Origin of the sequence: Streptomyces sp. NPDC001068, from assembly GCF_042897315.1 — a bacterium.
Taxonomy (GTDB): domain Bacteria; phylum Actinomycetota; class Actinomycetes; order Streptomycetales; family Streptomycetaceae; genus Streptomyces.
Map to the genome: position 1 here is coordinate 181,103 of NZ_JBIAYD010000008.1, position 17,826 is coordinate 198,928.

The window sequence follows — 17,826 nt, forward strand, 5'->3', positions numbered from 1 at the left end:
GCGGCCGGGGGGCGCGGCCGGGAGGCGCGCGGGCCTGCCGAGCCGGCTCAGACGACGAAGCCCGGCTCTCCCCCGTCCGTGACCACCTCGCGGCCCGCCGCCTGCCACACCTGCATGCCGCCGTCCACGTTCACCGCGTCGATGCCCTGCTGGACCAGGTACATCGTGACCTGCGCCGAGCGGCCGCCGGAACGGCAGATGACGTTGACCCGGCCGTCCTGGGGAGCGGCCTCGGTGAGCTCGCCGTAGCGGCCGACGAACTCGCTGATCGGGATGTGCAGGGCGCCCGCGGCGTGACCCGCCTGCCACTCGTCGTCCTCGCGGACGTCGAGCAGGAAGTCGCCGTCCTTGAGGTCCGCGACCTCGACCGTGGGCACACGCGCTGCGAAGTTCATGGCTCCGACGCTACCCGACCGCTACTCCTGGGCGAGCAGCGCGGCCAGTTCCGCCTCCCGCTCGGCGACGTCCTTGTACAGCCTCTCGGCGATCTCGTCGAGGAGCCGGTCGGGGTCCTCGGGGGCCAGCCGGAGCATGCCGGCGATGGGGCCGTCCTCCAGCTCCTTGGCGACCAGGGTGAGCAGTTCCTTGCGCTCGGCCAGCCACTCGAGGCGGGCGTACAGCTCCTCGGCGCGGCTGGGACTGCGCTCGGGCGGGACCGGGCCGGCCTCCCACTCCGCGGCCAGCTCCCGCAGCAGGACCTCGTCACCGCGGGCGTAGGCCGCGTTGACCCGGCTGAGGAACTCCTCGCGCCGCTGCTGCTCGGGCCCCTCCTGCACCAGGTCGGGATGGGCCTTGCGGGCCAGCTCGCGGTAGAGCCGCCGGGCCTCCTCGCTGGGCCGCACCCGCTGCGGGGGCCGCACCTCCTGCTCGGTGAGCATCGCGACGGCCTCCGGGAACAGCCCGTCGCCGTCCATCCAGCCGTGCAGCAGTTCCTCGACGCCGGGAATGGGCAGCACCCGGGCCCGCGCCTCCTCGGCGGCGCGGATGTCCTCGGGATCACCGGTACGGGCGGCCTTCGCCTCGGCGATCCGCGCGTCCAGTTCCTCCAGACGCAGATAGAGCGGGCCGAGCTTCTGCTCGTGCAGGCGAGCGAAGTTCTCCACCTCGACGCGGAAGGTCTCGACCGCGATCTCGTACTCGATCAACGCCTGCTCGGCGGCCCGCACGGACCGCTCCAGGCGCTCCTCGGGCCGCGGGGCGTCGGGCTGCTCAGCTTCCGGGGTCGTCACCCGACCAGACTAGGGCCTGTCGTCCCCACGAGTGGCCGACACCCGCCCGTCGCCGGTCCACCACCGCCCAGCACCGGCTCGGCGACCACGCGGCGTCCTGACGGCGCCCTGCCCGGCGACCCGGCCTCCGCGGGCGAGGACGGGTTCCGGACCGCCCGGCCCGCGAACGGCCCCCCGGCCCGCGAACGGCCGCCCGGCCGCGGACAGCCGCCCGGCCCGCGAACGGCCGCCCGGCCCATGGGCGCCCGTCCAGCGGTCACACCCCGGTTTCCGCCGGGATCCGGCCCGTCCGGACCGCGGTGGCCAGGACCTCGTGGTCGGCCTCCGTACGGTCGGCGTAGGCCACCGCGAACGCGGCGATCGCCTCGTCCAGTTCCTCGTTCTTGCCGCAGTAACCGGCGATCAGGCGGGGGTCCGCGCTGTGCGAGTGGGCGCGGGCCAGCAGGGCGCCGGTCATCCGCCCGTAGTCGTCGATCTGGTCGGGGGCCAGGGCGGCCGGGTCGACGCTGCCCTTGCGGTTGCGGAACTGGCGGACCTGGAAGGGACGGCCCGCCACCGTGGTCCAGCCGAGCAGGATGTCGCTGACCACCTGCATCCGCTTCTGCCCGAGGACCACCCGGCGCCCCTCGTGGTCGACGGCCGGCGCGTCGAATCCGGCCGTCGCCAGGTGCGGGACGAGCGCGGACGGGCGGGCCTCCTTGACCTGCAGGATCAGCGGCTCGCCGCGATGGTCCAGGAGCAGCACGACGTACGACCGGGTGCCGACACTGCCGGTGCCCACTATCCGGAAGGCGACGTCGTGCGGCGCGTGCCGGGAGAGCAGCGGGTGGCGGTCCTCGGAGAGCGTGGTGACGTAGTGCTCAAGGGCCGCCACGACCGCCTCCGCCTCCTCGTCCGCGACCCGGCGCAGCACCGGCGCCGCGTCCACGAAGCGGCGCCCGCCGTTCTCGGTGGGCTCGGTGGAGCGGGCCGCGAACCGGCCGCTGGTGTTGGCGCGGGCCTTCTCCGAGACCCGTCGCAGGGTGCCGAGCATGTCGTGGGCGTCGGAGTGGGAGACCAGTTCCTCGTCCGCGATGGCGTTCCACGCGTCCAGCACCGGGAGCTTCGCCAGCAGACGCATGGTGCGGCGGTAGGCGCCTGCCGCGTCACCGGCCGCCTTGCGGCACGTGTCCTCGTCGGCGCCCGCCTCGCGGCCGGCCAGCACCAGGGAGGCGGCGAGCCGCTTGAGGTCCCACTCCCAGGGGCCGGGCACCGTCTCGTCGAAGTCGTTCAGGTCGATGACCAGTTCGCCGCGCGGGTCGCCGTACAGACCGAAGTTGGCCGCGTGGGCGTCACCGCAGATCTGGGTGGCGATCCTGGTCATCGGAGTGCGGGCCAGGTCGTGCGCCATCAGACCGGCCGAGCCGCGCAGGAACGCGAACGGGCTCGCCGCCATCCTGCCGACCCTGATCGGGACCAGCTCCGGGATGCGGTCGCGGTTGGACTCCTCGACGGCGCTCACCGCGTCGGGCCGGGAGCCGTCCAGGTCCAGGGCGGCGTGCACACCGCGCGGCACGGCCGAACGCAGCGCCTTGCCCTCCTCCTTGGGCGAGCCCTTCACCGGCCACCGGGCGAAGCCCCTGGGCGCGGGCAGCTTGCGCGCCTCGCCCCTCCTCGGCTCTTCCCCTCCGGTCACGCCGACCGCCTCCCCCGCACTCCCCGCCCGCACGAACATCAACTCGGGGAACGGTACAGCGAGGGGCCGGAACCCGTCAGACCCTGTGGACGCGGGGCACGGCCGCGCCCTCGCCGGCCGAGCCGCCGCTCACCGGCAACCGGCCCGGCTGCGCAGGCTCCTGACGATCGCCGGCCCCGGCGCCCGCCGGCGTCCGTGTGTGACCGTCCGGTCGCACCCCGTGCCCACGGCCCGTGTGCTCACCGCCCGGAGTCCGCCGCGCCGGGTGTGGTCATGGCCACCTCGCCGCCCCGCGGCGCTCCAGTGAGAGAGACCTCACACCGGAAGGAACATCACACCGCGGCGGACCGGATCAAGTCGCCCCCGGATACGAACAGAAGGCCCATCGTGATCACGATGGGCCTTCTGCCTCTGTGCGCGAGGGGGGAGTTGAACCCCCACGCCCTTGCGGGCACTGGAACCTGAATCCAGCGCGTCTGCCTATTCCGCCACCCGCGCATTGGGTGTGTCTTCCGGTCCCGCCCCTGTGTTTCCTTCGGCGCGTCGCCTTCCGACATGCAGAACACTAGCACGTGGGGAGGGGTGGGTTCACATCCCTTGTCTGCGGGCAGCGCTCACCCGACGCCCACGTACCGGGCAGTCGGCGTTCACGTATCAACCTCGTACCGGTCCAGGCCATCTGTACACGAGACGGATCAGGTCCGCAGTCGGGTGCGGGACACTGGTGAGGGGCCGCCTCTACGATCCTTGGCAGCGGAAGTGCCGATCCCGGGCAGGGAGAAGCACGCCGAGGAGTTCGAAGGGGGGCCGCTGGGGGAACCGGCTGATTGCCGGGCGCGTAGATACGATCAGTGAGCAGTAGCGGTAAGGCAAGCCGTACGGGCAACGCGACAGAGGAGGTGCCCTGTGGGAGTCCTGAAGAAGTTCGAGCAGCGTCTCGAAGGTCTGGTCAACGGCACCTTCGCCAAGGTGTTCAAGTCCGAGGTCCAGCCCGTGGAGATCGCCGGTGCGCTGCAGCGCGAGTGCGACAACAACGCGACCATCTGGAACCGCGACCGGACCGTCGTACCCAATGACTTCATCGTCGAGCTGAGCGCGCCCGACTTCGAGCGCCTCAGCCCCTACTCCGGGCAGCTCGGCGACGAGCTCGCCGGGATGGTCCGCGACTACGCCAAGCAGCAGCGCTACACCTTCATGGGGCCGATCAAGGTCAACCTGGAGAAGGCCGAGGACCTGGACACCGGCCTGTACCGGGTGCGCAGCCGCACCCTCGCCTCCTCCAGCAACCAGCAGGACGTTCCGGAGCGCGCTCCCGCGGCCGGCGGCGCCCCGCAGCGTTCGGGCGGCTACGGCTACCCGCAGTCCGCCGCGGCCCCGCCCATGCCCAGCGCACCGCCTCCCGGCGCCCCGCAGCGCCCCGGCGGCTACGGCTACCCGCAGCCGGGCCAGCCCGCCGCCCAGCGGCCCGCAGGCCCCTCCGGACCGGTCGGCGCCCCGGCGCCCGGCTCCCGGACCCGCTACTGGATCGAGATCAACGGCAACCGCCACCAGATCTCCCGCGCGACGCTCGTGCTGGGCCGCAGCACCGAGGCCGACGTGCGGATCGACGACCCCGGCGTCTCCCGCCGGCACTGCGAGATCCGGACCGGAACGCCCTCGACGATCCAGGATCTCGGATCCACCAACGGCATCGTGGTGGACGGGCAGCACACCACCCGCGCTACGCTCCGCGACGGCTCGCGGATCGTCGTGGGCAGCACCACCATCATTTACCGGCAAGCCGAAGGGTGAAGCGGGGGCAATGTCAGAGCTGACCCTCACGGTCATGCGGCTGGGTTTCCTGGCCGTACTGTGGCTGTTCGTGATCGTGGCCGTGCAGGTCATCCGCAGCGACCTGTTCGGTACGCGCGTCACCCAGCGCGGATCGCGTAGGGAAGAAGGACGCCGGCAGCAGCCCGCCGCCCGCCAGCAGGCCGCACCACCGCAGCAGCGCGGCCAGCAGCAGGCGGCCGGGGGCGGCGGCAGGCGGCGCAACGCGCCCAGCAAGCTCGTGGTCTCCGAGGGCACGCTCACGGGCACGACGGTCGCCCTCCAGGGCCAGACCATCACCCTGGGCCGCGCCCACGACTCGACGATCGTGCTGGACGACGACTACGCCTCCAGCCGCCATGCCAGGATCTACCCGGACCGCGACGGTCAGTGGATCGTCGAGGACCTCGGGTCCACGAACGGCACGTACCTGGACCGGTCCCGGCTGACGATTCCCACGCCGATCCCGCTGGGCGCGCCGATCCGCATCGGCAAAACCGTCATCGAGCTGCGGAAGTAGTGCTACATCATGGATAGGCGCGAGCGGAGCGAGCACGCAGCGGCGGACCGGACACCGGTCGCCGGCGCGCTCCCGACCGGAGGGTGGGCACCGTGCGGATGTACCCGGAGCCGACGGGCGAGGTGCGCATGAGTCTGTCACTGCGCTTCGCCGCCGGATCGCACAAAGGCATGATCCGGGAGGGCAACGAGGACTCCGGTTACGCCGGACCGCGCCTGCTCGCCATCGCCGACGGCATGGGCGGCCAGGCCGCTGGCGAGGTCGCCTCCTCGGAGGTGATCTCCACCCTGGTGACGCTCGACGACGACGTGCCCGGCTCGGACATCCTCACCTCCCTCGGCCACGCCGTGCAGCGCGCCAACGACCAGCTGCGCGCCATGGTCGAGGAGGACCCGCAGCTGGAGGGGATGGGGACCACCCTCACCGCCCTGCTGTGGACCGGCCAGCGGCTCGGCCTGGTGCATGTCGGCGACTCCCGCGCGTACCTGCTGCGGGACGGCCTGCTCACGCAGATCACCCAGGACCACACCTGGGTGCAGCGGCTGGTCGACGAGGGCCGGATCACCGAGGAAGAGGCCACCACCCACCCGCAGCGCTCGCTGCTGATGCGGGCGCTCGGCAGCGGCGACCACGTCGAGCCGGATCTGTCGATCCGCGAGGTGCGCGCCGGTGACCGTTATCTCATCTGCTCCGACGGGCTCTCCGGGGTCGTCTCCCACCAGACCCTGGAGGAGACCCTCGCCAGCTACCAGGGACCGCAGGAGACCGTGCAGGAGCTGATCCAGCTCGCGCTGCGCGGCGGCGGCCCGGACAACATCACGGTCATCATCGCGGACGTCCTCGACCTGGACACCGGGGACACCCTCGCCGGGCAGCTCTCCGACACCCCGGTCGTGGTCGGCGCGGTCGCCGAGAACCAGCAGCACCTGCACGACAACGGCTTCATGCAGACCCCGGCCGGACGGGCCGCGAACCTCGGCCGGCAGGTGCCCGGGCAGGGCGGGGGCGGCGAGTTCGGGCCGCCCGGCTCCGGCGACACCACCGGGTACGACCCGGCCGGCAGTTTCGGCGACTACACCGACGACGACTTCGTCAAGCCCCGCAAGGGCCGCCGGTGGCTGAAGAGATCGTTCTTCGGCATCCTCGCCCTCGCCGTGATCGGCGGCGGCCTGTACGGCGGCTACCGCTGGACGCAGACCCAGTACTACGTCGGCGTCAACGGCGAGCACGTCGCGCTGTACCAGGGCATCAGCCAGGACCTGGCGTGGGTCTCGCTCTCGAAGGTGGAGAAGGACCACCCCGAGATCGAACTCAAGTACCTGCCGCCCTACCAGCAGAAGCAGGTCAAGGCCACCATCGCCGAGGGCGGTCTCACCGACGCCCAGTCGAAGGTCCAGGAGCTGGCCGTGCAGGCCTCCGCCTGCAAGAAGGAGTCGGAGCGCTCCGCGTCCGGGTCGAAGACCGGCTCCACCACCGGGTCCAAGACCGGTCAGGGCGAGACCGGCGGCACCTCGGGAACCACCAAGACCTCTCTCACGTCCAAGGCCTCGCCAAGCCCTTCGCACTCGGCGTCCTCCACGGCGTCACCGTCCCCGTCCACCTCAGCGACCCCCAGCCCCGGCCCCACCCTCTCGGAGGATGAGCAGAAGGTCGTCTCGCTGTGCGGTAAGCAGTAGGCAAGCCGTGAGAGGCCCTGTCACACGATGAGCAGTACTACCAACACGTCGACGAACCACACGTCCACCATCGGCTCCATCGGGACCCCGAGCCGGCGCAACACCGAGCTCGCGCTGCTGGTGTTCGCCGTCGCCATCCCGGTCTTCGCCTACGCCAACGTGGGCCTGGCCGTCAGCGACAAGGTCCCCGCGGGACTGCTGAGCTACGGCCTGGGCCTCGGTCTGCTGGCCGCGGTCGGTCACCTCGCCGTGCGGAAGTTCGCCCCGTACGCGGACCCGCTGCTGCTGCCGCTGGCCACCCTGCTCAACGGCCTCGGTCTGGTGGTCATCTGGCGGCTCGACCAGTCGAAGCTGCTGCAGTCGCTGCCCAACTACTTCCAGGCCGCGCCCCGCCAGCTGCTGTACACCGCGCTGGGCATCGGCCTGTTCGTCGTCGTGCTGATCTTCCTGAAGGACCACCGCGTCCTGCAGCGCTACACGTACATCTCGATGTTCGGCGCCCTCGTGCTGCTCGTCCTGCCGCTGGTGCCGGGCCTCGGCGCCAACATCTACGGCGCCAAGATCTGGATCCGGGTCCCGGGCCTGGGCTCGCTGCAGCCCGGTGAGTTCGCGAAGATCGCCCTGGCGATCTTCTTCGCCGGCTACCTGATGGTGAAGCGCGACGCACTGGCCCTGGCCAGCCGCCGCTTCATGGGCCTGTACCTGCCGCGTGGCCGCGACCTCGGTCCGATCCTCGTCGTCTGGCTGATGTCGATCCTGATCCTGGTCTTCGAGACCGACCTCGGCACCTCGCTGCTGTTCTTCGGAATGTTCGTCATCATGCTGTACGTCGCCACCGAGCGGACCAGCTGGATCTTCTTCGGTCTGCTGATGTCCGCGGCCGGCGCCGTCGGTGTGGCGAGCTTCGAACCGCACGTGCAGCAGCGTGTCCAGGCCTGGCTCGACCCGATGAAGGAGTACACGCTCAGCCAGCAGGGCGTCATCGGCCACTCCGAGCAGTCCATGCAGGCGCTGTGGGCCTTCGGTTCCGGCGGCACCCTCGGCACCGGCCTCGGCCAGGGCCACTCCGACCTCATCCGGTTCGCCGCCAACTCGGACTTCATCCTCGCCACCTTCGGCGAGGAACTCGGCCTGGCCGGGATCATGGCGATCCTGCTGATCTACGGCCTGATCGTGGAGCGCGGCGTACGCACCGCGCTGGCCGCCCGCGACCCCTTCGGCAAGCTGCTCGCGGTCGGCCTGTCCGGCGCCTTCGCCCTCCAGGTCTTCGTCGTCGCCGGCGGTGTCATGGGTCTCATCCCGCTGACGGGTATGACGATGCCGTTCATGGCCTACGGCGGTTCCTCCGTGCTCGCCAACTGGGCGCTGATCGGCATCCTCATCAGGATCAGCGACACCGCGCGCCGCCCGGCGCCCGCGCCCGCCAGCACCCCCGACGCCGAGATGACCCAGGTGGTCCGCCCCTCATGAACAAGCCCCTGCGCCGGATCGCGCTCTTCTGCGGCCTGCTGGTCCTCACCCTGCTGCTGCGCGACAACTGGCTCCAGTACGTCAAGGCGGACACCCTCAAGACCGACCCGAAGAACCGCCGGGTCACCATCGCCCGCTACTCCACCCCGCGCGGCGACCTCATCGTCGACGGCGACCCGGTCACCGGCTCCACGGCGTCCGGCTCGTCGGGACTCAACGACCTGAAGTACAAGCGGACGTACAAGAACGGCCCCATGTGGGCCCCGGTCACCGGGTACGCCTCCCAGGCCTTCGGCGCCAACCAGCTGGAGAGCCTCGAGGACGGCATCCTCACCGGCAACGACGACCGGCTCTTCTTCCGCAACACCCTCGACATGATCACGGGCAAGCAGCGGCAGGGCGGCAACGTCGTCACCACCCTCAACGCCGCCGCCCAGAACGCCGCCTACAACGGGCTGAAGAAGCAGGGCGGCAAGGGCGCCGTCGTCGCCCTGGACCCCGCCACGGGCAAGATCCTGGCCCTGGCCTCCTACCCGTCGTACGACCCCTCCGCCTTCGCCGGCACCTCGGACAAGGACGCCGAGGCCTGGAAGAAGCTGCAGAAGAAGTACGACCCCAACGACCCGATGCTGAACCGGGCGCTGCGCGAGACCTACCCGCCCGGCTCCACCTTCAAGGTCGTCACCGCCGCGGCCGCCCTCCAGAACGGGCTGTACACCTCCGCGGACCAGGCCACGAAGTCCCCCCTGCCGTACGTCATGCCGGGCACCACGACCGAGCTGAAGAACGAGGGCAGCATCCCCTGCAAGAACGCGACCATGCGGATCGCGCTGCGGTACTCCTGCAACACCGTCTTCGGCAAGATCGGCGCCGACCTCGGCAACGACAAGATGCTCGCCGAGGCCAAGAAGTTCGGCTTCGACGAGGAGCAGTTCACCCCGGTCCGCTCCAGCGCCTCGGTCTTCTCCGACGACATGAACCAGTCGCAGACCGCGCTGTCCTCGATCGGCCAGTACAACACCGCCGCGACCCCGCTGCAGATGGCCATGGTCGCCTCGGCGGTCGCCAACGACGGCAAGCTGATGAAGCCCTACATGGTCGACAAGCTGCAGTCGTCGAACCTGGACACCATCTCCCAGACCGACCCCGAGGAGATGAGCCAGCCGCTGTCCTCCGCGAACGCCCAGATCCTCCAGTCGATGATGGAGACGGTCGTCAAGGAGGGCACCGGCACGAACGCCCAGATCAGCGACGCCACCGTGGGCGGCAAGACAGGCACCGCGCAGCACGGTGTGGAGAACAGCGAGAACCCCTACGCCTGGTTCATCTCGTACGCCAAGCTCCCCGACGGCAGCAAGCCCGTGGCCGTCGCCGTGGTGATCGAGGACGACCAGGCGAACCGCGACGACATCTCCGGCGGCGGCCTCGCGGCCCCGATCGCGAAGAGCGTGATGGAGGCGGTCATCAACTCCAGGAAGTGACCCCGCTCACGTCCCCTTCACATCGGTGCACGTTGACATACCGGTCCTGTATCGGGTTACGGGCTTGGCCAGGTCACACAAACACAGCCGGGTACGGTAGGCCCGGACGGCAGCCTCCGACCGCACACCCGTGCCGGTCGGGACCGACGGAGAGGGCTGGTAGGGAACTATGGAAGAGCCGCGTCGCCTAGGCGGCCGGTACGAACTGGGCCACGTGCTCGGCCGTGGTGGCATGGCGGAGGTCTACCTCGCGCATGACACCCGGCTCGGCCGCACGGTGGCGGTGAAGACGCTGCGCGCGGACCTCGCGCGCGATCCGTCCTTCCAGGCCCGGTTCCGCCGGGAGGCCCAGTCGGCCGCCTCGCTCAACCATCCCGCGATCGTCGCGGTCTACGACACGGGCGAGGACTACATCGACGGGGTCTCGATCCCGTACATCGTCATGGAGTACGTGGACGGCTCGACGCTCCGTGAGCTGCTGCACTCCGGGCGCAAGCTGCTGCCCGAGCGCGCGATGGAAATGACCATCGGCATCCTCCAGGGCCTGGAGTACGCGCACCGCAGCGGCATCGTGCACCGTGACATCAAGCCGGCGAACGTCATGCTCACGCGCAACGGCCAGGTCAAGGTGATGGACTTCGGCATCGCCCGCGCCATGGGCGACTCCGGCATGACCATGACCCAGACGGCCGCGGTCATCGGCACGGCCCAGTACCTCTCCCCGGAGCAGGCGAAGGGCGAGCAGGTCGACGCCCGCTCGGACCTGTACTCGACGGGTTGCCTCCTCTACGAGCTGCTGACGGTACGGCCCCCGTTCGTCGGTGACAGCCCGGTGGCCGTCGCCTACCAGCACGTCCGCGAGGAACCGCAGCCCCCTTCGGTCTTCGACCCCGAGATCACGCCCGAGATGGACGCCATCGTCCTGAAGGCCCTGGTCAAGGACCCGAACTACCGCTACCAGTCGGCCGACGAGATGCGTGCCGACATCGAGGCCTGCCTCGACGGCCAGCCGGTCGCCGCCACCGCGGCGATGGGTTCGGTGGGCTACGGCTACCCGGACGACCAGCAGACGACGGCTCTGCGCTCCGACGGCGGCGCCACGACGATGCTCCCGCCGATGAACCCGGACGACGGGGGCTACGGCTACGACGAGCGTCCGGACCGCCGCCGCCAGCAGAAGAAGAGCAACACCTCCACGATCCTGCTCGTGGTCGCCGGCATCCTGGTGCTGGTCGGCTCGATCCTGATCGGCAAGTGGGTGGTCAGCGGCAACGGCGGGGACAAGCCCTTCGCCGCCCCGAACTTCGTGGGCCAGACCTACTCGGACGCGCAGAAGATGGCCGACAACTCCGGCCTGAAACTGGCGGACCCGACCCGCAAGCCCTGTGAGAAGGCGCCCAAGGGCAAGGTCTGTTCCCAGGACCCGACCGCCGGCACGGACGTCAACAAGGGCGACACGATCAACCTGGTGGTGTCGACGGGCGCGCCGAAGGTGGCGGTACCGAGTGTCCTCGGTCAGAACATCGACGACGCCAAGTCGACGCTCGAGGGCGACAAGTACCAGTTCGTCGTCAAGACGAAGCAGCGGACCTCCGGCGAGGACCCCGGCACCGTCCTGGAGCAGAATCCGACCCTTGGCACGGAGGTCCAGAAGGGCACCACGATCACCCTCACCATCGCCAAGGCCGAGGAGAAGTCGACGGTCCCCGACGTCAGCGGCCAGACCTGTGACGCGGCCAAGGACCAGATGAAGCAGAACAACCTCGTCGGCAACTGCACGGAGGTCGACACCGACGACCCCAACCTGGCCGGCAAGGTCGTCTCGACCGACCCTCAGCCGGGCAGGCAGGTCGACAAGAACTCCACGGTGAACATCCAGATCGGCAAGGCCAAGCAGCAGCAGACCCCCGTTCCTAACGTGGTCGGCCAGACCGTCCAGCAGGCCAAGCAGACCCTGCAGGCGGCCGGCTTCACCCAGTTCCAGTTCAACGGCGACTCAAGCGACAACGCCTTCGTCGCCCAGCAGAACCCGCCGGCCAACACCCCCGTGGACAACCCGGGCGGCACGACGATCACCCTCACCACGGTGGGCGGCGGCGGCAACGGGAACAACGGCGGGAACAACGGCGGCGGCGGCGGCTTCTTCGGCGGCAACAACGGCTGAGACCACCCCGCGCAAGCCGGAGCCCCGGTCCCCTTCCGTGCGGAAGGGGACCGGGGCTCCGGCCTTTCACCGTCGACGTCGTCGCGCTAGCGCAGTTCCTCCGGCAGCGTCCGCTCGCTGTCGACCTTCTGGACGCGGACCAGTTCGCCCCAGACCACGTACCGGTACCGGCTCGTGTACACCGGCGTGCAGGTCGTCAGGGTGATGTAGTGGCCCGGCTTGGTCTTGCCGGACTCCTTGGGGATCTGGGCGAGGACCTTGACGTTGTACTTCGAGGTCTCGGGGAGGACCGAGTAGGCCTTGTAGACGTACCAGTCGTCCCGCGTCTCGAAGACGATCGGGTCGCCGACCTTCACCTTGTCGATGTTGTGGAACTTCGCGCCGTGGCCGTCGCGGTGGGCGGCGAGGGTGAAGTTGCCCTTCTTGCCGGTGGTGGGGAGCATCGCCTTGGCGGGGTCGGTGTAGTAGCCGGCCACCCCGTCGTTGAGGACGTCCGTCGACGTCCCCTTCTCCACCAGCACCTCGCCGTTCCGCATGGACGGCACGTGCAGGAAGCCGATGCCGTTCTTCGTGTTCAGCGCGCCCGGCCCGGTGTCCTGGTGGGCCCAGGTGTCACGGACCCGGTCGCCCTCCCGGTCGGCCTTGCGGTCCGCTATGACGTTCGTCCACCACAGCGAGTAGACGACGAACAGGCCGAGCACCAGCCCCGCCGTGATGAGGAGTTCACCGAAGACGCTGACCGCCATGGCGACCGGTCCGATCGGCCGGCGGCCCGGTCCGGGCACCGCGTCCTGCGCGTCGCTCTGCTCTTGGGTGTCGTCGGCGGTCGCTGCCACTGTTCCTCTGCCTCTGCCCTTACTCGACGAGCGCGTCTGGCTTGCCCTTGCTGCGCGGACGTTCCTCGACCATCTTGCCCCACACGATCAGCCGGTACTTGCTGGTGAACTCCGGCGTGCAGGTGGTCAGGGTGATGTACCGGCCCGGCGCGGTGAAGCCCGAGCCCTTCGGGACCGGGTCCAGCACGCTCACGTTGCCCGGCGACGTCACCGGCAGCATCGACGTCACCTTGTACACGAAATACTCGTCCTGCGTCTCGACCACGACCGCGTCACCGGCCGTCAGCCGGTTGATGTACCGGAACGGCTCGCCGTGCGTGTTGCGGTGCGCGGCCAGGCCGAAGTTACCGGTCTTGTCCTGCGGCATCGCGGTCTTGAGCACGCCCTCGCCGTAGTGGCCGACCATGCCCTTGTCGAGGACCTTCTTGTTGCTGACGCCCTCGGCTATCGGCGCCACCACGTCCAGCTTGGGGATGTGCAGGATGGCGAACCCCTGACCGGGCGCGAAGACACCGGGCGCGCGCTTGCCGCTCGCCCAGTCCTTCTGGAGGCTGCTGGCCTCGCTGCCCGCCTGGGCATGAGCCCGGACGTTGGTCCACCACAGCTGGTAGGTGACGAACAGCAGCATCAGCACACCGGTGGTGATGAACACCTCGCCTATCGCCCGGCTCGCCACGACGGCCGGACTCGGCTTGCGCAGCCGCGCCTGCCGGCGTGCCTCCACCCGGGAGAGCGGCCTGCCCGACGGGGTGTTCTCCGGCGGCGCGCTCTCCGGTGCGCCGCCATGACGGCCACCACGCCGCCTGGCTGCCTTCCTGCGGGCCGCTCGGCCGCCTTCCGGTAGTCCAGGGGCTGGTGATGCCGATGTGCCCGCAGACGCCGATATGGGCGGTGGGTCGGGGATTCGCAGCGCCACGGTCTCGTCGTCGGCCGGCGGGATGTATGCCGTGCCTCCGAGCGCGTTCGATCCCCCGTACGACTGATCCCCGTACGGGGTACCGGTCTCGCGCTCGGGGCGCAGCGCGGTCACGCCGTGGCCCTGCCCACCACCGGGGCGAGCCCCGCCGACCTCGCCACGGCTCCTTGGTCACCGCACTCCGCCAGCCAGTTGGCCAGCATCCGGTGCCCGTGCTCGGTCAGCACCGACTCGGGATGGAACTGGACTCCCTCGACCGGGAGTTCACGGTGCCTGAGGCCCATGATGATCCCGTCGTGGGTGCGGGCCGTGACCTCCAGCTCGGCCGGCACGGTGGCCGGCTCGGCGGCGAGCGAGTGGTAGCGGGTCGCGGTGAACGGCGTCGGCAGTCCGGCGAAGACGCCCCTGCCCTCGTGCTCCACCAGCGAGGTCTTGCCGTGCAGCAGCTCCGGAGCCCGGTCCACCACACCTCCGTACGCCACCTGCATCGACTGCATGCCGAGGCAGACGCCGAAGACGGGGACGCCGGTGGCGGCGCAGTGGCGGACCATCTCCACGCAGACGCCCGCCTGCTCCGGCGTGCCGGGCCCGGGCGACAGCAGGACGCCGTCGAAGCCGTCCTGGGCGTGGGCCGTGGACACCTCGTCGTTGCGCAGCACCTCGCACTCGGCGCCCAGCTGGTACAGGTACTGGACCAGGTTGAAGACGAAGCTGTCGTAGTTGTCGACGACGAGAATCCGCGCGCTCACTGGTTGTCCACCGTCACATCGTTGAAGGGCAGCAGTGGTTCGGCCCAGGGGAAGACGTACTGGAAGAGGACATAGACCACGGCCAGGACCAGCACGAGCGAGATCAACGCCCTCACCCACGCACTGCCCGGCAGATGCCGCCAGATCCAGCCGTACATGCCGTCCCTTCCGTTCCACCACGGCACCAGAATCCCGCCGTACTGCACCAGACTAACGGCGCAACGCCCTGGGTCTGCCTGCCTCCACAGGCTGTGTGGAGTCCAGGTGCGCCCAGACGATCAGCCGATGACTGTGCCCCCATTCCGGATCGCACGTGGTCAGCGTGAGATAGCGGCCTGGACGCGTATACCCGGACTTACGTGGCACAGGGTCGATCACTTCAACGTCCGTCGGAACTGTTTTGTATGGGCCTTTGTCGATCCGATACGTGAACCAGGTCGTACCGTCGGTCAGGACGACCGCGTCACCCCGGCGGAGCTGCGGGAAGTCCAGGAACGGATCGCCGTACGTGCGCCGGTGACCGGCGACGGCGAAGTTGCCCTCCTGACCCAGCCGGGCGGTGCGCGCGTAGTGGGCGAGGCCCTTCTGCAGCACGTCGGTCCCGGTGCCCTCCAGGACGGGCTTGTTCCACGTGAAACCGAACCGGGGGATGTACATGATCGCGAACGGCTTGCCGTAGTGGTACGCGGCCGGTTCGGCGGGGGTGGCGGCCGCCCCGCCCGTACCGGGCACCGTGGCGCCGGCCGACCACTGCCGCTGCAGCCGGTCGATCTGGTCGTGCATGACGCCGTCGGCCTTCACACCGGTCCAGAACAGCACGTACACGACGAAGAGGACCATGAGGGTGCCGACGGTGATGCAGAGCTCGCTGACGGTCCTGACGATCACGCGCACCGGCGGCTCCAGAAGACGACGGGCTGCTCACCCCACGGGCTTCGCGTAGTGCAGATCCACTGTGCCCGAGTAGCCCGGAAGAGTCACCGTCCCGTCCTCGGTGACTTTCCAGCCGAGGCCGTACACGTTGACGTAGACCATGTAGTTCTGGATCGCCTCGGAGTCCGCCAGCGCCTTCTGCATCTTCGCCGGGTCCCCCACCGCCTGGATCCTGTACGGCGGCGAGTACACCCGGCCCTGGAGGATCAGGGTGTTGCCCACGCACCGCACGGCACTGGTGGAGATCAGACGCTGGTCCATGACCTTGATGCCCCGGGCACCGCCCTGCCACAGGGCGTTCACGACGGCCTGCAGGTCCTGCTGGTGGATGACCAGGTAGTCGGGCTGCGGCTCGGGATATCCGGGGAGCTTGGCGGTGGCGTTCGGCGGGGCGTCGTTCAGGGTGACGGTGATCGCGTCGCCGGACAGCTTCTGGGTGCCCGCGTCCTTCTCCAGGGCGGCGAGCTTGTCGTCCTCGGCCTTGCTGGAGCCGTCGTCCCGCTCGGCGAGCTTCTCGTTGCGGTCCCGTGAGCCGGCGTTGGACTCGTCCAGCTCCTTGTTCTTGCGGCTGCGCTCCTGGATCAGGTCGGACAGCTTCAGCAGATTGTCGTCCGAGCGGATGTCGGTGCCCTTGGCCGTGTTGAAGCTGGTGAAGAAGAGAAGACCGGCCAGGGCGAAGACGGCCACGGTGAGAATCCGTACCGGCCGGAGGCCTCCCCTGCGCGCCGGGTCCGCCCCCGTTGATCCGGTGGCATTGGAGTCGGCAGAATTGCTCAACGTACCCTTATCTCCTTCGGCGCCGCGGAAGCACTACGCTAACGGACGCCCGGGGGAGCGGTCAGTGCGCCCTTACTGTCCCCTTGTACGCTGCTCCGAGCCCGACCCAGTTACCTGCGCGGCCACGCAGCGCATCGACAGGAGAGACCCTCGTGCCGAAGTCACGTATCCGCAAGAAGGCCGACTACACGCCGCCCCCGGCGAAGCAGGCGACCGCCATCAAACTGAACAGCCGTGCCTGGGTCGCGCCGGTGATGCTGGCCATGTTCCTCATCGGACTGGCCTGGATCGTCGTCTTCTACGTGACCGACGGCTCGCTGCCCATCGACAGCCTCGACAACTGGAACATCGTCGTCGGCTTCGGCTTCATCGCGGCCGGCTTCGGCGTCTCCACGCAGTGGAAGTAGCTCTGCCCACGGTTATCCGCTGAGTTATCCACAGGCCTGTGCATGGACCTGGGGAAAAGACGACGATCTGTGGATAACCCATCGGGCGTTGACGCCGGTACGACTACCACAACGCCCGCCGAAAAACCGTTCGCCCCCTGCCCCACCTGCGCAAACACAGGTGAGAGACAGGGGGCGCAACTGTGCGCGGACTCTATGCACAAGATCCGCGACAGTCTGTGGACAACGGTTCGGTATCGGTGCGGTGCGCCGACGTGATGCGGTTCAGCCGAGCTGCGCGGTCCGGACGACCGTGATCACCAGGGTCAGGAGCAGCACCAGCGCACAGGTCCCGTACTGGATGAGGTTCCGTCGCTCGCGCGGGGCGTGCACCATCGCGTAGCCGGTGACGACACCGGCGACCAGCCCCCCGATATGGGCCTGCCAGGCGATACCGCCGTGGAAGGTGAAGATGAGGTTGATCACCAGCAGGGCGATGATCGGCCGCATGTCGTAGTTGAGCCGGCGGATGAGGACCGCGGTCGCGCCGAAGAGGCCGAAGATCGCCCCGGACGCGCCGAGCGAGGCGCCGGTCGGGGCGACCAGCAGATAGGTGAGGGCGCTGCCGGCCAGGCCCGAGACGAAATAGAGCGCGAGGTAGCGGGCGCGGCCGAGGGCCGCCTCCAGGGGGCCGCCGATCCACCACAGGCTGAGCATGTTGAACACGATGTGCATGTAGTTCTGCGGATCGTGCAGGAACATCGCGGTCAGCAGCCGGTAGTACTGCCCCTCCGCGACGCCCTCCGTCCCGATCCTGCCGAACAGCTCGAAGTCGCCGGTGAAGGTCCAGCCGACGGCGATCTGGACCAGGAAGACCGCGAGGTTGACGCCGATGAGGATCTTGGTGAGCAGCCGGGGGTCGGCGGCGACGGTGCCGCCGGCGATGGTGCGCGGGCGGGTGTCGGCGGGGGGCGGGCCGCTCACGCCGGGGGTGGCGCCCCGAACGCAGTCCGGGCACTGGAAGCCCACCGAGGCGCTGACCATGCACTCGGGGCAGATGGGGCGCTCGCACCGGGTGCAGCGCACGCCCGTCTCCCGGTCCTGGTGCCGGTAGCACATGGGCAGGCTGTGGGCGTCGCGCGCGCTGCCTGTCGCCTGGTCCTCCATGGGGTCCCCTCGTTCCTCGTGCGCAGTACTCTGCCCCG

17 protein-coding genes and 1 tRNA gene are annotated in these 17,826 nt (G+C 69.6%); 7 read left to right on the forward strand and 11 right to left on the reverse strand.

Going from position 1 to position 17,826, the window contains the following annotated elements:
- Positions 1-47: 47 nt before the first annotated feature.
- The 4 genes from ACFY3I_RS23335 to ACFY3I_RS23350 form a co-directional block, all read right to left on the reverse strand.
- A complete protein-coding gene (locus tag ACFY3I_RS23335) occupies positions 48-377 on the reverse strand; it encodes a rhodanese-like domain-containing protein (RefSeq protein ID WP_365285992.1) in 330 nt (109 codons plus the stop codon).
- Between the two features lie 39 nt (positions 378-416).
- Positions 417-1,229: a hypothetical protein gene (locus ACFY3I_RS23340; protein WP_365285926.1), complete on the reverse strand. Its 813-nt coding sequence runs from the start codon at positions 1,227-1,229 to the stop codon at positions 417-419.
- 256 nt (positions 1,230-1,485) lie between these two features.
- Positions 1,486-2,943 (reverse strand): DUF2252 domain-containing protein, encoded by a 1,458-nt coding sequence (locus tag ACFY3I_RS23345; RefSeq protein WP_390862711.1) that lies wholly within the window; start codon positions 2,941-2,943, stop codon positions 1,486-1,488.
- 375 nt (positions 2,944-3,318) lie between these two features.
- Positions 3,319-3,402, reverse strand: a tRNA-Leu gene (locus ACFY3I_RS23350).
- A gap of 408 nt (positions 3,403-3,810) precedes the next feature.
- On the opposite strand from ACFY3I_RS23350, the gene ACFY3I_RS23355 reads away from it, so the two are divergent.
- The 6 genes from ACFY3I_RS23355 (at position 3,811) to pknB (ending at position 12,024) form a co-directional block, all read left to right on the forward strand.
- Positions 3,811-4,695: a DUF3662 and FHA domain-containing protein gene (locus tag ACFY3I_RS23355; protein ID WP_365285924.1), complete on the forward strand. Its 885-nt coding sequence runs from the start codon at positions 3,811-3,813 to the stop codon at positions 4,693-4,695.
- A 10-nt stretch (positions 4,696-4,705) separates the two neighbouring features.
- On the forward strand, positions 4,706-5,233 hold the full coding sequence (locus tag ACFY3I_RS23360) for an FHA domain-containing protein (protein ID WP_390862402.1): 528 nt from the start codon (positions 4,706-4,708) through the stop codon (positions 5,231-5,233).
- Positions 5,234-5,331: 98 nt separating this feature from the next.
- On the forward strand, positions 5,332-6,909 hold the full coding sequence (locus tag ACFY3I_RS23365) for a Stp1/IreP family PP2C-type Ser/Thr phosphatase (RefSeq protein ID WP_365285988.1): 1,578 nt from the start codon (positions 5,332-5,334) through the stop codon (positions 6,907-6,909).
- 27 nt (positions 6,910-6,936) lie between these two features.
- Positions 6,937-8,379, forward strand: coding sequence for an FtsW/RodA/SpoVE family cell cycle protein (locus ACFY3I_RS23370; RefSeq protein ID WP_365285919.1), 1,443 nt, complete (start codon positions 6,937-6,939; stop codon positions 8,377-8,379).
- On the forward strand, positions 8,376-9,860 hold the full coding sequence (locus ACFY3I_RS23375) for a peptidoglycan D,D-transpeptidase FtsI family protein (protein WP_390862404.1): 1,485 nt from the start codon (positions 8,376-8,378) through the stop codon (positions 9,858-9,860). Before ACFY3I_RS23370 ends, ACFY3I_RS23375 begins: the two co-directional genes overlap by 4 nt.
- Positions 9,861-10,029: 169 nt before the next feature.
- Positions 10,030-12,024 carry a Stk1 family PASTA domain-containing Ser/Thr kinase gene (gene pknB / locus ACFY3I_RS23380; protein WP_390862406.1) on the forward strand — a complete coding sequence of 665 codons (1,995 nt, stop codon included), beginning with the start codon at positions 10,030-10,032 and terminating at the stop codon, positions 12,022-12,024.
- Positions 12,025-12,110: 86 nt separating this feature from the next.
- On the opposite strand, the gene ACFY3I_RS23385 is transcribed toward pknB, so the two are convergent.
- The 6 genes from ACFY3I_RS23385 to ACFY3I_RS23410 are packed head-to-tail and all read right to left on the reverse strand — an operon-like array spanning position 12,111 to position 16,235.
- Positions 12,111-12,860, reverse strand: coding sequence for a class E sortase (locus ACFY3I_RS23385; RefSeq protein WP_365285913.1), 750 nt, complete (start codon positions 12,858-12,860; stop codon positions 12,111-12,113).
- A 19-nt stretch (positions 12,861-12,879) separates the two neighbouring features.
- Positions 12,880-13,890: a class E sortase gene (locus ACFY3I_RS23390; protein ID WP_390862408.1), complete on the reverse strand. Its 1,011-nt coding sequence runs from the start codon at positions 13,888-13,890 to the stop codon at positions 12,880-12,882.
- Positions 13,887-14,525, reverse strand: a complete 639-nt coding sequence (locus ACFY3I_RS23395) for an aminodeoxychorismate/anthranilate synthase component II (protein WP_390862410.1) — start codon at positions 14,523-14,525, stop codon at positions 13,887-13,889. The genes ACFY3I_RS23390 and ACFY3I_RS23395 overlap by 4 nt, the downstream gene beginning before the upstream one ends.
- A complete protein-coding gene (locus ACFY3I_RS23400; RefSeq protein ID WP_351869280.1) occupies positions 14,522-14,683 on the reverse strand; it encodes a hypothetical protein in 162 nt (53 codons plus the stop codon). The genes ACFY3I_RS23395 and ACFY3I_RS23400 overlap by 4 nt, the downstream gene beginning before the upstream one ends.
- Before the next feature lie 52 nt (positions 14,684-14,735).
- The gene (locus ACFY3I_RS23405) at positions 14,736-15,419 is read right to left on the reverse strand and encodes a class E sortase (RefSeq protein WP_365285907.1); all 684 of its coding nucleotides are present in this window, start codon (positions 15,417-15,419) and stop codon (positions 14,736-14,738) included.
- A gap of 27 nt (positions 15,420-15,446) precedes the next feature.
- On the reverse strand, positions 15,447-16,235 hold the full coding sequence (locus ACFY3I_RS23410; RefSeq protein WP_390862412.1) for a DUF881 domain-containing protein: 789 nt from the start codon (positions 16,233-16,235) through the stop codon (positions 15,447-15,449).
- 152 nt (positions 16,236-16,387) lie between these two features.
- On the opposite strand from ACFY3I_RS23410, the gene crgA reads away from it, so the two are divergent.
- Positions 16,388-16,642 carry a cell division protein CrgA gene (gene crgA / locus ACFY3I_RS23415; protein WP_046727637.1) on the forward strand — a complete coding sequence of 85 codons (255 nt, stop codon included), beginning with the start codon at positions 16,388-16,390 and terminating at the stop codon, positions 16,640-16,642.
- Between the two features lie 264 nt (positions 16,643-16,906).
- On the opposite strand, the gene ACFY3I_RS23420 is transcribed toward crgA, so the two are convergent.
- Positions 16,907-17,788 (reverse strand): rhomboid family intramembrane serine protease, encoded by an 882-nt coding sequence (locus ACFY3I_RS23420; protein ID WP_390862414.1) that lies wholly within the window; start codon positions 17,786-17,788, stop codon positions 16,907-16,909.
- Between the last annotated feature and the right edge of the window lie 38 nt (positions 17,789-17,826).